Origin of the sequence: Anaerococcus sp. Marseille-P3625, assembly GCF_900232825.1 — a bacterium.
Taxonomy (GTDB): domain Bacteria; phylum Bacillota; class Clostridia; order Tissierellales; family Peptoniphilaceae; genus Anaerococcus.
Genome location: NZ_OCTP01000011.1, coordinates 1016811 through 1031242, shown reverse-complemented (window position 1 = coordinate 1031242; position 14432 = coordinate 1016811). Strand labels below are relative to the sequence as shown.

Genomic DNA, 14432 nt, shown 5'->3' with positions numbered 1-14432 from the left:
TTTTTCCCTTAATAAAGCATAGCTGGAGAATAATTTGTTGATGATTCATATACCACAACTGGTGTCATAAAATCTGCATTTTGAAAAATAAATTTCGCAACACTAGGTGGAAGATTCAAACATCCGTGAGAACCACTGTAGGTATAAATATTTCCTCCAAAAGCTCCTCTCCAAGGTGCATCGTGGAAGCCTTCTCCGTCCCAACCAATTGGCATCCAATAGTTTACTGGGGTTTCGTATTTGCTTTCTCTATCAAAATTTATTCCCTTTAGAGTAACTTTGTGGTTTTTCTCCAAAATTGCACCCACGCCTTTGTTTGTAGCCCAATTTCCTTTAGGAATGCCTGAAACAATGTTAGATTCTAAGATAACTTGACCATTTTTGTAAAACCACAAATATTGACGAGATAAGTCTACTTCTATATAGGTATCTCCTATATCTCCACCGGTAGATGTACGAGTTAATCCAGCCTTACTATAAACAGGCTCAATTTCTCCACTTTCTCTTTTATTTACTTGTTGGTAAATTTTATCAATCATAGCTTCAATATTTAATTTAAAACCATAAACTCCAGGTCCTACGGTAATTTGGCCAATTCCTGTGGCATTAAAAGTTCTATTTTTGCCATAGGTATTAGTTTGATCTGCTAAATATTTCACATATTCTAAAACTTTATCGTAGTTAAGTTCATAACCATTATCGGTAAAATCCATCACATCAATTAATGAATTGCCTGCCAATTTCAAATCAAAGCCATTGAAATTAAATTTTATAGTCATATTTACTAATTTTTCTATATCAGCTAAAATATCTTTTATTTTTTTGGAATTAGATCTAATTTTTGGGGCATAGTAAAAGCTATCATCTAGAGTAATATCTTTTTTGCCAGTATTAATCCCGTCAATAATGGCCTTTTCTAATTTATCCTTATAGATTTTATTACCCTCTACCTCTTTTTTTATTTCATAGGTCTTATCTTTGATTTCAAGCTTGGCATTTTCTGGTTCTGTGATTCCATTCATTAAAGAAGAATCTTTGATGATTTTATCAAGTTTTTCACTATTATAAAAACTTTTAATTTCAAAATCAAATACTTCTTTTCTGCCAATTATATAAGACATTGGCCAATAAAATGGATTTTGATCTAATTTTGCATTTTTTGGTAATTCAATCTTATAATCTATATCTTCTGGTTTTATTTGTAAAGACCTATCATCTCTACCTTTGATATTTAAGTGAAAGTCATTAGGTACATTTCCCAAGGCACTAGCTTTAGATGCATAGGAAATGTCTCTACCATTTAAAAAGGTATTTGGTAAAGCTATGTTGGTAAATATAGCTGCTCCTATTAAATATATAGCTAATAATAAAACTATTATCAGTGTAACTATTCTTATTGTGTTTTTATTCTTACTGTCATTAGAAGAAGTCAAGTTTGCCTCCAAATTATTTTACTTTAGGTTTTTCACCAAAATATTGGTAAAAATCAACCTTTTGTCCACCATTGTACAATTTACGTTTTTTTGATAATTTTCTTTTAAATGTTTTGTCGAATTTTTCATCGCTAGTTATGAAATATAAAGACCAAGTCTTTAAATTACTAAACTCATCGTTGATTTTCTGATAAATTTCCTTTGTATCCATCAAAGATAGTCTTTCCCCATAGGGAGGATTTGAAATCATAATTCCATAATCATCTTTTAGGGCTACATTTTTTATGTCTCTTGTTATAAAAGAAATATCCTCGCCAACACCTGCATTAATAGCATTTTGCTTAGCTAGGCTTATGGCTTTTCCAGAAATATCAGAACCCAAGATATTTAATTTTGCCTTATAATCAATAGCTTCTAAGGCTTCTTTTTTGGCTTCTTTCATAAATTTCGGATCGATAAATTTGAAATTTTCAAAATCAAAAGACCTATCCAAGCCACTTGCTATATTTCTAGCCTTTCTTGCAGCTTCTATAAGTATAGTTCCTGATCCACAAAATCCATCAAATAAAAATCTATCAGCCTTGTAAAAAGACAAATCAACAAGCCCTGCCGCTAAGTTCTCACGAAGAGGAGCTTTTACTGTACCTTCTCTGTAGCCTCTTTTGTGAAGACCATCTCCAGAAGTATCAATTGCAAGGCTTACCATATCCTTATCTATCATAATTTCAAATAAAACTCTAGGTCCACTTTTCTTGAAAAGATTAATCTTATATTTTCTTTTTAAGGATTCTACAATGGCTTTTTCTGTTACAGATTGAATTGTTCTTATGGAAAAAAGCTTGGATTTATAGCTTCTCGCATTTACTATAAAATTATCATCCTTATCTAAGAAATCAGCAAAATCTATTGCCTTTACATTTTCAAAGAGCTCATCAAAATCTAAAGCCTTAAAAGATTTTATTTGCAAAAAAACTCTATCAGCTTCCCTTAGATACAAATTAAGTTTGCAAACATCCTCCAAAGCTGCATTAAGAATTATCTTTCCATCTTCAACAATAAAATCATCATAGCCCATATCCTTTAGTTGCCATTTAACCAAAGATTCTAGGCCAAAACTTGTTGTAATAATAAATTTAGTCATAAGTATATTATAACAGTAAATTCAAATATTTCACCCGAATTTACTAATCTTTTTGATATTTAAAATAATTTTACAAAAGAGATTAAAATTAGTTTTTATTTGCTTCTCTAAGTGCAATTTTTAAATAAATTCCATCTACACCAGGATTTTCTTTTAAATATTCTTCCATAGTTCCATCTTTAAGATTTATGCCAGAAAGACTTTTATTATCTGTTGTAAGATAAGTAAATAAAAGTTGTTCCTTATCATAGTCTAAAGAAAAATCTTCAGCCCAATTAATGGTGGATGCTGTTTTAGGATTTACAGAGCTTGTATAAAGGCAATCACAAATTTTGATATCTCTTCCAGTTTTTATCTTATAAATATCTAGTTTCCTGTTTGTAAAATCAAAATTCAATATGTCAGAATTTGAAATATCTAGATTAATAATAAATAAATTTTCGACTTTTCCATCCTTAAAAGCATTTAAACTTAATTCTAATATGCTGTCTTTTTGTAGATTATTGATCTTGTAGGTAACTGGAGTCTGGGAAAAAACAACTTCTTCATCTTCTAAATTTTCATCGCCCATTCTTAACTTACAGATGTTGTTATCTTCTAAAGAATCTTCTTTTTCTTCAATTTTTGTAAATTTCACAGCTTGATCATCACAAGATGATAAGGAAAAGATAAAAACTAAAACAAAAAATAATTTTGATATTTTTTCTATTTTATTTGATAAATTTTTACTAAGAAACATGGCAAATTCTCCTTTTTTTCTTATTATAAATCTTTTATTATTAGATTTACAAGAGCTTTAAGGCACTTGCTTTTAGAATTTGAGATTAGTTAGATATAAATCTAAGTGTTTGCTATTGCATTTAGATGGCTATCATTATATAATGAAATTACTAAAGTACATATCTAATTAAATTTTATATGGTTAGATGATTGTCTAAGAAAGGATTGATTTATGGAAAAAAATATTTTTTATTTGAATTATAAAGCAAGTTTCATTAGCGAAGCTGGTTTTCTTATTTATAATTATATAAATTTTCTAAGCGCTAGCAAAAATTCTTCAATAAACTGGCAAGATTCTTGGGTTAAAACTTCTGGAAACGAAAATATCCTTGTAAGAATCGAGGAAAGATTATCTGATTTTCCCAAATATATGAATTTTCTAAGAGAAGTTAGGACCGAGTCAGTCGGAATAATCAAGGAATTTTTTGACGATAAAAACAAAGATATTATGGATCTTTTTTCAATTTATGAAAAAAATGATAAATCTAACTTAGCTTTACTCACAATTGTTTTTATGAATTTAGATGAGGAAAAAGACGATGAATTTTCTTATGATTCTTTTAAGAAAGCCTATGATTTATTTTTTTATAAACTCATAGACATAGATTTTTTTGACCTAAACGAAAAGGATGTAAATTCTTATGAAAAGATCAAAAATCAGGTGAAAGATTTAGATATCATGGCCTATATAGCAAAGGCAAAATATTCCGATAAGGACATGATGATGCTGATTAGAGCTTATAAAAATACTTTTGACCTTTATCAAAGACTTTTGCCTCTTGTAAATAAATTAGGAAAAATTATTGCAAGTAAATTTTATCTAATCAAGGAAATTTTTGATCAAAATCTAAAAGATTTTGAGGAGACTTCTTATAAAAGAGCTTTTGAATTTGCAAAGCAAGTTGGTTTTGAAGATTGTTTGAATATTTCACAGGAAATTGAGATTTCAATTCTTCTTTTATTGCCATTTTCATGTACATTCACCTTTTGGGATTCAGATGATATGCTGCCATTTATGAAATTTGGAATTCTAATGAGTATGTATGAAAACCAAGATGAGAAGAACAAACTTACTAATATTAGCAATGAGCTAAAAATAATCTCAGATCAGACGAGGATAGATATTTTAGATTTGCTTAATAAATCAGATTATTATGCTAAAGAACTTTCAGATAAACTTTATATAACCCCTGCAACTTTGTCCTACCATATAAACCAACTACACGCAGCAGGACTTTTGAGAGTTTATAAAAAAGGGCGCAGGTATTACTACCAGCTTAAAAAATCAGGTTTTGATAAAATAATAGAAAATTTAAGAGAATTTTCCAAAAATATCAAGGAGGAAAATCATGAATACGACCAATAAGTACAATTTGGGAGAATATTTGACAAATGAAGATACGATAAAAAATTATCTTCGTAAGGACAAATTATCAATTATAGAACTTTTAAAATACGCCTATGCTCCCTTTAAAGACGACCTTAAAATAAAATTATCTCTAATAATTTATCCAATTTTTAATGGGATTGTACCAGTTTTGCAAGCTTTTATTATGTATTATTTGGTAGATTTGATAGAAAATAATACCAGCCTTAAATCCATGCTTTTAACGATTTTAGCCTATGGACTTATAGTTTTCATCTCATCTATGATTTCAAATCAAATAGAATATAAAACTTACGCCAAATATATGGGAGTTAGGCTTGAATTTTTTGAAAAAGCAGCTTCTAAGATTATGGATATGGATTATTCTCTTGGAGAAAATTCGATTTTTATGGCTGAATTTACCAGAGGTTTTGAATCTTTTTCTAATAATGTCACAGGACTTGAGGGCATATATCACGATATGTATCCGCTCTTATCAAGCCTTTTGTCATTTATAATCATTTCTGCGATTATGGCAAAACTTTCTCCTCTAATTTTAGCCTTTGCCCTTGTTTCAATAGTTTTACAACTAATAATTAGAAATTACACGACTTCTTATAGACACGACCGTGAGGGCGAGCGTAACAAAGTTTCTAGGAAAATTGATTCATATTATTCCAAAGCTTCTGATTTTTCTTTTGCTAAAGATATAAGACTTTTTTCTTTTAAAGATACTTTTATAGAAGGTTTTAAGCCTTTAATTAGGGATATTTATGAGATTTGTGGGAAATATGTAAGGCCAGAAATTTATTTTTCTCCAGTTCTTGCAATTTTGCTTGTAGGAATTGAAGCTTTGACTTTTTATTTTCTAGGTCAAAGAATTTTTAATCAGACCATAAGCCTTAAAAACTTAACCTTAATGATAACTTCACTTACTGTTTATGCTGGAGTATTAAATTCATTGGTTGTAAATATCGCCAAAACTAAATCCAATCTCTTATATGTGGCTGATGGCTTTGACATGATTAGAGCCGACCTAAAAAGTACCACTGGCGATAAAAAAATATCTGGACCAGTTTCAATAGAATTTGATAATGTGTCTTTTTCCTATCCCCTATCAGATAAAAAAGTTTTGGAAAATTTATCTTTTAAGATTAAACCAGGCGAAAAAATTGCCATTGTTGGAGTAAATGGAGCTGGCAAATCTACCATAGTTTCACTAATTCTTGGTCTTTATAAGCCAAGCTTTGGAAAAATTTATATAAATGGAATCGATAGCGAAGAGCTTGATCTTAAAGAAAGATTTGCAGCTTTTGCTACAGTTTTGCAAGATGTTGAGCCTCTAGCTGTTACAATTGCAGAAAATGTGGCAGCAAGTTCTACAAATATCGACAGAGATAGGGTCATCAAAGCCTTAGATGAAGCAGGACTTTCTTATAAACTTGACCAACTTCCAAAAGGAATTGATACGCCGATGACAAAAAATATAGATGATTCTGGAACGCTTTTTTCTGGCGGAGAAAATCAAAAACTTGCCATAGCTCGTGCCTTATACAAGGAGAATTCCAGCGCTCTTATAATGGATGAGCCAACAGCAAGCCTTGATGCTCTAGCAGAAGAGAAAATTTATAAGCAAATAGAAGAAATTTCTACTGACAAAACTTTGGTTTTTATCTCTCACAGACTCGCATCAACAAGATTTTGTGATCAAATTTTGCTCTTAGATGGTGGAAAAATCAAAGAATTTGGCAGCCACGAGGAACTTCTAGCTAAAAATGGCCTATATAAAGAAATGTTTGATAGTCAGAAAAAATATTATAAGGAGGAAAAAGATGAAAAATAAATACAAATCCATGATGCTTTTACTAAAGCTCATAGCAAAAAACGATCCCTTATATATTGTTCTTATCATATTAAATGCGATAATACCAGCAATAAACACCATAGTTAATGTATTTGTTCCTATGATATTTATTAACCAACTAACCAATCCAAGGGAATTTTCTTATTTTGTAAAATTAATTCTTATAATAGTTTTGGCAAAATTTATCCTTACAACTCTTAGTAGAATATTTTCTATGAAAGAATTTGTAAGACGCATGGCAATCAATAATTCAATTTCCTTTGAAATTGGCAAAAAAGCCATGGATTTAACCTATCAAAATATTGAAAACCCTAATGTTCTTGACCTAAAAGAAAGAGCCAATGCTGCCTTGAATTTTGGATCCTTGCACCAATTATTAGCATGCCTATCAGAAATAATCAAAGGCTTTACTACAATTCTTGCAACAGCCATAATTATAATAAACTTTTCTCCTTATTTGGTAGCTTTTTCCATGATAATATCGATACTAATAATCCTAGTCGACAAAAAAATGTCATCATATACTCAAGAATTTGACCAAGGAAATGTTGCTGTAAACAGAAGATTTTCATATTATTTCTCCCTAATGGCAGGTAAGCCACAGCAAAAAGATATAAGAGTTTTTGACTTAGGAGGCTTAATTTACGACAAGACCCAATCTTATCTTGACAAGATGATGGCAAGATATCATGAAAAATTTTCCTACGAAACTAATATGAATGCCATAAAAATTTTCCTAGAATCCATAATAAGATTAGTTTCCTACGCTTATGTGGCAATGAGAACTCTATCAGCTAATTATGGAAGCCAAATCACTTTTGGAGAATTTTCAGTGATAATTTCTGCTAACGAAAATTTTATGAAATCTTTTCAGGAAATATTTTCTGAAACAGCTGGTTTTCTAATAAGTCTTAAAAATCTAGAACCTCTATATGAATTTATGATCTTAGATATTGAAGATGAAAAAAGCCTAAAAATAGCAGAAGATTTCCAATCTTTGGAATTTAGAAATGTTTCCTTTGCCTATCCGGGAAATGATAGACTAATATTAGATGATATTTCTTTTAAAATAAATAAGGGAGAAAAAATTTCAATTGTAGGTGTGAATAACGCTGGAAAAACAACCATGGTAAAATTGATACTAAGATTTTTTGAAATCAACAAGGGAGAAATCCTCTATAACGGCAAAAATATCAAAGAGTACAAAAAATCTTCTCTATATGATAAAATTTCAGCAGTCCTTCAAGATTTTTCAATTATGCCTTTTACAATAAAAGAAAATATAATCGCCAATAAAGATTACCAAAAAGAAAAAATGGATAAGATTTTAGAAGATCTTGATTTAAAAGAAAGAATTCAAAGCTTAAATTCTGGAATTGACACTTATTTGGACAAAGATATTTTCGAGGATGCGACAGATTTTTCTCTTGGTCAAAAGCAAAAACTTGCCATCGGCAGATGTCTTTACCAAAATCCAGATTTGATAATCCTTGATGAACCAACTGCAAGCTTAGACCCACTTTCAGAAGCTAAGATTTATGAGCATTTTAACCAAATGACAAAAGGGAAAACTGCCATATTTATTTCTCACAGAATGAGTTCTTCAAGATTTACCGACAAAGTTTTGGTAGTTGACGACGCAAAAATAATGGCCTTTGATAGCCATGAAAATCTTATGAAATATGATAATATCTACCGAAGATTGTATCAAGCTCAAGCAAAATATTACCAATAAATTATAAAAAGCTAATCCAATTTAAGGATTAGCTTTTTTATATTCCAAGATATGCTGCTTTTACGTCTGGATCAGTTCTTAGATCTTTCGCAGATCCTTCTTTTACAATTTTTCCTGTTTCTAAAACATAACCTCTATCTGCTATTTCTAGGGCAAGGTTGGCGTTTTGTTCTACCAAAAGTATTGTTCTTTTTTGCTTTTTTAATATTTCAATAGTTTTAAATATTTTATCAACAAATATAGGAGATAGTCCCATTGAAGGTTCATCTAATAGCAACACTTCAGGCCTTAGCATCAAGGCTCTGCCCATAGCTAACATTTGCTGTTCTCCACCAGAAAGAGTTCCTGCTTTTTGCTTTTTTCTTTCTTTTAATACTGGAAAAAGTTCGAAAATTTTATCCATTTCAATTTTGTCATCTTCGCTACTAGCATTTACTGATATCGCCCCTAATTTTAAATTATCTTCAACCGAAATCCCTTGAAAAATTCTCCTGCCTTCTGGGACTTGAGCTATGCCCATTCTCGTTCTTTTGAAAGCTTTTTGTTTTAGAATAGAATTATTTTTAAAAATGATATCGCCTGCTTTTATTGGCAATAGTCCAGAAATTGCTTGCAAAGTTGTGGTTTTTCCAGCTCCATTTGCTCCAATAAGAGAAACGACTTCGCCTTTTTCAACTTCCAAAGAAATTCCCTTTAGAGCGTGAATATTTCCATAATAAACGTTTAAATCTTCTACTTTTAATAAACTCATAGACTAATTCCTTTCACTACCTAGATATGCTCTAATAACTTCTTGATTGTTTATAACATCGCTAGGTTTGCCCTTTGCTAAAATTTCTCCATGGTTAAGGACTATTAATTCTTCGGATATTCCAAGAACTAAATTCATATCATGCTCTATCAACAAAATTCCTATATTGGTTTTATCTCTTATCATTTTAATTGATTCCATCAAATCTTTTGTTTCTGTATCATTCATACCTGCAGCCGGCTCATCTAAAAGCAAAAGTTTAGGACGAGTTGCCATAGCTCTTGCTATTTCAAGTTTTCTTTGTGCTCCATAAGGAAGAGATCCTGCAAAGGCCCTGAAATATTTTTCTAGATCAAAAATCTCAAGGATTTCTCTCGCTTTTTTACTGGCTGATTTTTCCTCGCTCCAATATTTAGGAAGTCTAAACATTCCAGTTAAAACTCCATAATCCATATATTGGTTCATGGCAAGTTTTACATTATCAAGAACTGTAAGATTGTCAAAAAGTCTGATATTTTGAAAAGTTCTCGCAATTCCTTCCTTAGAAAGCTTATCAGGTCTTAGACCGTTGATTTTTTTATCTTCAAGAAATATCTCTCCTTCAGTTGGGGTATAAACTCCTGAAAGCATATTAAATAAGGTGGTTTTTCCTGCTCCATTTGGTCCTATTAAGCCAAGAAGCTCTCCTTTTTTCATGGTAAAGTTAATATCATTTACAGCCTTTAGTCCTCCAAAGGAAATGCCCACATTTTTTACTGTTAATAAATTTTCAGTCATTTTCCACATCTCCTTTTTCGTACTTATCCATCTTTAAAAATTTTCTTATAGAAAATTCTTTTCTACCAAGCAAACCTTGTGGCCTAAAAATCATTACAAGTATAAGGATTACAGCATATATTACCATTCTCCATTCAGCCAAAGGTCTTAGAATTTCCGGCAAAATCGTAAGTCCAACTGATGAAATCATAGCTCCTGTTATTGAGCCAATTCCACCAAGAACTACCATTACCAAATAATCAAAGCTTTTGTTGTAGTTAAAAATATTTGCAGCTATAACACCTATACTTTGTGCATACAAAGCTCCAGCAATGCCTGCAAAAACTGCAGATAAGGTAAAGGCAAAAGTCTTATATTTTGTTATGTTTATTCCGCAAGCTTCAGCTGCCAATTCATTATCTCTAATTGACAAAACAGCTCTACCATGTCTACTGTCAGCGTAGGTAAAAATCATTGCAATTGTTAAAACTGTTACAAAGAAAAATATAGCAAAGCTTTTTATTGTTGGTATTCCTGCCATACCCTGAGCTCCACCAGTTATATCGACATTTTCAATTACAACTCTAATAATTTCTCCAAAGGCCAAAGTTACAATTGCTAGATAATCTCCTCTTAATCTTAAAATTGGAAGTCCAATCAAAACCCCGAAAATTCCAGATGCAAGGGCTGCTAGAACTAAGCTAATTAAAAATCCTAAAAATCCATTCATATTTGTGCTTTTCAAAAAAATTCCAGCTGTGTAAGCTCCAATTGCCATAAAACCTGCGTGTCCTAAGTTAACTTGCCCCAAAACACCAACGGTAAGGTTAAGGCTTGTTGCCATTATTATATTGATGCAAATTAAAATAAGAATGCTTTCCCAATATCTGCTTATTATTTTTCCTCTTATCAAAACTTCTAATATCAAAAATAAGGCTAAGACTAGAAGAGTTGAGATTATATACGAAAGTCTTTTTTCTCTTGACATATCAAACTTTCTCCTTATCCATCTTACCAAGTAGGCCATTAGGTTGGATCAATAAAACCAAAATTAAAACCATAAATACAATTGCATCAGCATAGGCACTTGATAAATAAGCCCTTGTTAAAACTTCTATCATTCCAAGAATAAGTCCACCAATAACCGCTCCAGGAATTGAACCTATTCCGCCAAGAACTGCTGCAGTAAAGGCTTTAATTCCAAGCATGGAACCCATAAAAGGTTGAATTTGCGGATAACTTGATACATAAAGAAGTGAAGCAATTCCTGCAAGAGCAGAACCAATGGCAAAAGTCATAGACATAACTTTGTTTACATTAATTCCAACAAGCTCGCTTGCTCCATAATCTTCACTAACAGCAATCATTGACTTGCCTTCTTTGGTATTATTTATAAACAAATGCAAAATGTAAGTTAAAACAATCGTTGAAACTATAGTAATTATAGTTGCAAATGATAAGTGAACTGATCCAAAATCCAATGATTTATTATCAAAAATTGCTGGAATTGGTCTTGCAGAAGATGTGAAAATTTTTACAAATAGATTTTGCAAAAACAAACTCACTCCTATTGTCGTTATTAGCAAAGAAACTGGAGAAGAATTTCTCAAAGGTCTGTAGGCAACTCTTTCTATAGTAACTCCAAGCAGAGTACAAACTATTACAGCTGGTATAAAGCTAAGCCACAAAGGTAGGCCAAGGCTTATAGCCATAGCTTGTATAAAAATTGATATTACATAGGAACCAACCATAATAATATCTCCGTGTGCAAAATTAACTAATTTGGCTATACCATAAACCATAGTATAGCCTAGAGCAACTAGGGCGTAAATACTACCTAGCTGCAAGCCATTAAACAATTGACTTATAAAATCCATATTTTCTCCTATCTTGGATTTACAATAGAATCAAATCTATATTCTCCATTTTCTATCCTCATTATTGAGGCAGCTTTTTGAGGGTTGTTATTTTCATCAAAACTAAATTTGCCAGTTATACCGTCAAAATTTAGTTCTTTTAGTGCTTTTATCCTATCTTCATTAGAATCGCTAGATGCTTTTTCAAAAGCTTCTTTTATCATATAAACTGTGTCATAGCCAAGTGCAGAAAAAGCTGTAGGATCTTCTTTATAGAATTCCTTATAATTTTTTACAAATTCAGATACTTTTTTATCTTTATCTTCTATTGAGAAATGGTTGGTAAAATATGATTTTTCTATCACATCCATACTTGATTTATCCATTGTTTTGATAATTCCATCCCAACCATCGCCACCCAAAAAGTAAGAAGTAATTCCGGCATCTCTTGCTTGAGGGGTTATAAGTGCTAATTTCTCATAATATTCTGGCAAAAGCAAAACATCGGCCTTAACTTTGGCAATTGATGTCAATTGAGCTTTAAAATCTGTGTCATTATCCCCATAATTTTCCTTAGCCAAAACTTCTATTCCAAGTTCTTTGGCCTTATCTTCAAAAGCTTGGGCAATTCCTGTTGAATAATCTGATGAAGTATTAACTAAAATTGCTGCAGTTTTTGCTTTTAGGGTATCTTTGGCAAAAATCGCCAATAAATTTCCTTGATAAGGATTGGTAAAGCAAGCTCTAAAGACATTTGCTTTTCCAGCTGTTATGCTTTCTTCTGTTCCCGTTGGAGTTATAACTGGAATTCCATCTTTTTGAGAAGCTTCTGCTATGGCATTTGACGGAGTTGAAGTATTAGTCCCAATAACAGCGCTAACTCCATCTTCAACTAATTTGTTATAACTTGTTACAGAATCGGTAATTTCTCCCTTGTCATCCATAGATTCGAGGTTAATTTCTTTGCCCCCAATTCCACCATTTTTATTAATTTCATCAATTGCCATTTGTATTCCATTAAGGGTCGAAGTCCCATAATTTGAGTATTGGCCTGTAAGTGGAAATGTTGAGCCGATTTTAATTGTCGAATCGTCTTCTGATTTTTGATTCTCTCCATTGGCACAAGCTGTAAAAATTGTAAATGCTGCAAGTACGATTGATAAAAGTTTCATTTTGTTTTTCATTTTTTTCCTCCAAATTTGGTAGAAAAAACCCTCCGTCTTTCCTACCATAGGTAGAAGAGACGAAGGGTATTATTATACATATTTAAAACCATCTCCGCGGTACCACTCTTCTTCATCATTTGATGCTCTCTAATCAATTTAATGAATAACTCTGTAACGGGAGTTCCCGAAAACGCCTACTACTATTTCAACGCTTGGCTTGGTGGCTAGTTTCTAAGAGTCTATTTAGTATCTTCCAGCTTACGATACCTCTCTGTAAAATAAATTTCTTATACTTGCTCCACTTCATTGCTTTGTTTGTATTATAGTATCATAAATAGGCTTTGTCAATGATTTTTTTATAATAATACCTAAATTTGTATTTTTATTATTAGAATCAGCAAGATTTGCTTACTTTTTGCTTTCTACTTCTGAGTCGAATTTATATTTTCCATCTTCTATTTTTATAATTTTTGCTGTCTTAATTGGGTTGTTGTTTTCATCAAAAGTAAAAGATCCAGTGATTCCTTCAAACTTGATAGCTTTTAAGGTTTTTACAAGTTCATCCCATTTGCTAGTTTTGGCTTCTTCTACGGCTTGTTTATACAAGTAAACAGTGTCATAACCTTCAGCTGCAAAAGTTGTAGGGTCATCTTTGTATTTTTTCTTGTAAGCTTTGATGAAATTTTGGTTTTTCTCAGATGGATCATCTAATGAAAATTGATTAGAAAAATATGATCCTTCTATGTCTTTATAAGATGATTTATCCATTACAGAAAGCACTCCATCCCAACCATCAGCACCTATAAGAGTTGATTCAATACCTGCATCTCTAACTTGTGAAGCTATTAGAGCTACTTTTTCATAATAATCAGGTATTAATAAAACATCTGGGTTAGAAGATTTTATTTTTGTAAGTTGAGCCTTGAAATCTGTGTCGTTATCTCCATAAGCTTCATCAGCTACAATTTCCATACCATCTTCTTCTGCTTTTTGCTTAAACACATCGGCAATTCCCATAGAATAATCCGAAGATTGATTTTTTAGGATAGCAACTTTAGTTGCCTTCAAATTGTTTTTTGCAAGATTTGCTAAAACTTCCCCTTGGAAAGGATCTGTAAAGCAAGTTCTAAATACATTATCTTTACCCTCTGTTATATTTGCTTGAGTCCCAGTTGGAGTTATATAAACAACTTCATCTTTTGCTGCAGATTCCGCCATAGCTAGAGCAGGCTTTGATGGAACGCCACCTAAAATAGCATTGGCTCCATCTTCCATAAGTTTGTTATAATTTGTAACAGCTTCTGTTATCTCTCCCTTATCGTCAAGACCTGTCCATTCTATTTTTTTGCCGTCAATTCCGCCTGCTTCGTTGATTTCATCGATGGCAAGTTTTATTCCATTTTCTGTAGTTATACCATAAATTGACAAAGGACCTGTTAGTGGACCAGAATTTCCTAATTTTATTACATCTGATTCTTCTTTTGCCTTATCATTTGTATCATTACCACAAGCTGTAAAAGTAAACATTGCCGCAAAGGCTAGAGCCAATAACTTTCTTTTTAACATTTTTATTTCCTCCTAAAT

Annotated in this window: 12 protein-coding genes and 1 other annotated feature; of the genes, 3 read left to right on the top strand and 9 right to left on the bottom strand. The window is 31.5% G+C overall.

All coding sequences use genetic code 11. From position 1 onward, the window contains the following. Positions 1-8 precede the first annotated feature (8 nt). The 3 genes from CS884_RS10175 to CS884_RS10165 all read right to left on the bottom strand — a co-directional run bounded on the left by CS884_RS10175 (position 9) and on the right by CS884_RS10165 (position 3313). Entirely contained in the window at positions 9-1433 is a 1425-nt protein-coding gene (locus CS884_RS10175; protein WP_099321698.1) for a L,D-transpeptidase family protein, read from the bottom strand. A 13-nt stretch (positions 1434-1446) separates the two neighbouring features. Further along, a complete protein-coding gene (locus tag CS884_RS10170; protein ID WP_099321697.1) occupies positions 1447-2574 on the bottom strand; it encodes a class I SAM-dependent RNA methyltransferase in 1128 nt (375 codons plus the stop codon). Between the two features lie 88 nt (positions 2575-2662). Next, a complete protein-coding gene (locus CS884_RS10165) occupies positions 2663-3313 on the bottom strand; it encodes a hypothetical protein (RefSeq protein ID WP_099321696.1) in 651 nt (216 codons plus the stop codon). 213 nt (positions 3314-3526) lie between these two features. Here CS884_RS10165 and CS884_RS10160 point away from each other — a divergent pair, with 213 nt between their 5' ends. Genes CS884_RS10160 through CS884_RS10150 form a run of 3 tightly spaced genes read left to right on the top strand, consistent with a single transcriptional unit; the run spans position 3527 to position 8319 of the window. Continuing rightward, complete coding sequence (locus CS884_RS10160; protein WP_099321695.1) at positions 3527-4720, top strand: helix-turn-helix transcriptional regulator; 1194 nt, start codon at positions 3527-3529, stop codon at positions 4718-4720. Next, complete coding sequence (locus CS884_RS10155; protein ID WP_099321694.1) at positions 4704-6563, top strand: ABC transporter ATP-binding protein; 1860 nt, start codon at positions 4704-4706, stop codon at positions 6561-6563. The genes CS884_RS10160 and CS884_RS10155 overlap by 17 nt, the downstream gene beginning before the upstream one ends. Beyond that, a complete protein-coding gene (locus CS884_RS10150) occupies positions 6553-8319 on the top strand; it encodes an ABC transporter ATP-binding protein (RefSeq protein WP_099321693.1) in 1767 nt (588 codons plus the stop codon). Before CS884_RS10155 ends, CS884_RS10150 begins: the two co-directional genes overlap by 11 nt. 37 nt (positions 8320-8356) lie before the next feature. On the opposite strand, the gene CS884_RS10145 is transcribed toward CS884_RS10150, so the two are convergent. The 6 genes from CS884_RS10145 to CS884_RS10120 all read right to left on the bottom strand — a co-directional run bounded on the left by CS884_RS10145 (position 8357) and on the right by CS884_RS10120 (position 14414). Then, positions 8357-9070 (bottom strand): ABC transporter ATP-binding protein, encoded by a 714-nt coding sequence (locus CS884_RS10145; RefSeq protein ID WP_099321692.1) that lies wholly within the window; start codon positions 9068-9070, stop codon positions 8357-8359. A 3-nt stretch (positions 9071-9073) separates the two neighbouring features. Continuing rightward, on the bottom strand, positions 9074-9847 hold the full coding sequence (locus CS884_RS10140; RefSeq protein WP_099321691.1) for an ABC transporter ATP-binding protein: 774 nt from the start codon (positions 9845-9847) through the stop codon (positions 9074-9076). After that, positions 9840-10814, bottom strand: coding sequence for a branched-chain amino acid ABC transporter permease (locus CS884_RS10135; protein WP_099321690.1), 975 nt, complete (start codon positions 10812-10814; stop codon positions 9840-9842). Before CS884_RS10135 ends, CS884_RS10140 begins: the two co-directional genes overlap by 8 nt. Before the next feature lies 1 nt (position 10815). After that, complete coding sequence (locus CS884_RS10130) at positions 10816-11703, bottom strand: branched-chain amino acid ABC transporter permease (RefSeq protein WP_099321689.1); 888 nt, start codon at positions 11701-11703, stop codon at positions 10816-10818. 8 nt (positions 11704-11711) lie between these two features. Beyond that, positions 11712-12866 (bottom strand): ABC transporter substrate-binding protein, encoded by a 1155-nt coding sequence (locus tag CS884_RS10125; protein WP_099321688.1) that lies wholly within the window; start codon positions 12864-12866, stop codon positions 11712-11714. 52 nt (positions 12867-12918) lie between these two features. Then, positions 12919-13164, bottom strand: a binding site (T-box leader). A 92-nt stretch (positions 13165-13256) separates the two neighbouring features. Next, positions 13257-14414: an ABC transporter substrate-binding protein gene (locus CS884_RS10120; protein WP_099321687.1), complete on the bottom strand. Its 1158-nt coding sequence runs from the start codon at positions 14412-14414 to the stop codon at positions 13257-13259. Positions 14415-14432: the final 18 nt, after the last annotated feature.

What these genes read in the sequence shown, in the direction of transcription:
- CS884_RS10170 (WP_099321697.1), bottom strand. Translation starts at nt 2,574, where the DNA reads ATGACTAAATTTATTATTACAACAAGTTTTGGCCTAGAATCTTTGGTT.
- CS884_RS10125 (WP_099321688.1), bottom strand. Translation starts at nt 12,866, where the DNA reads ATGAAAAACAAAATGAAACTTTTATCAATCGTACTTGCAGCATTTACA.
- CS884_RS10145 (WP_099321692.1), bottom strand. Translation starts at nt 9,070, where the DNA reads ATGAGTTTATTAAAAGTAGAAGATTTAAACGTTTATTATGGAAATATT.
- CS884_RS10165 (WP_099321696.1), bottom strand. Translation starts at nt 3,313, where the DNA reads ATGTTTCTTAGTAAAAATTTATCAAATAAAATAGAAAAAATATCAAAA.
- CS884_RS10135 (WP_099321690.1), bottom strand. Translation starts at nt 10,814, where the DNA reads ATGTCAAGAGAAAAAAGACTTTCGTATATAATCTCAACTCTTCTAGTC.
- CS884_RS10140 (WP_099321691.1), bottom strand. Translation starts at nt 9,847, where the DNA reads ATGACTGAAAATTTATTAACAGTAAAAAATGTGGGCATTTCCTTTGGA.
- CS884_RS10150 (WP_099321693.1), top strand. Translation starts at nt 6,553, where the DNA reads ATGAAAAATAAATACAAATCCATGATGCTTTTACTAAAGCTCATAGCA.
- CS884_RS10160 (WP_099321695.1), top strand. Translation starts at nt 3,527, where the DNA reads ATGGAAAAAAATATTTTTTATTTGAATTATAAAGCAAGTTTCATTAGC.
- CS884_RS10155 (WP_099321694.1), top strand. Translation starts at nt 4,704, where the DNA reads ATGAATACGACCAATAAGTACAATTTGGGAGAATATTTGACAAATGAA.
- CS884_RS10120 (WP_099321687.1), bottom strand. Translation starts at nt 14,414, where the DNA reads ATGTTAAAAAGAAAGTTATTGGCTCTAGCCTTTGCGGCAATGTTTACT.
- CS884_RS10130 (WP_099321689.1), bottom strand. Translation starts at nt 11,703, where the DNA reads ATGGATTTTATAAGTCAATTGTTTAATGGCTTGCAGCTAGGTAGTATT.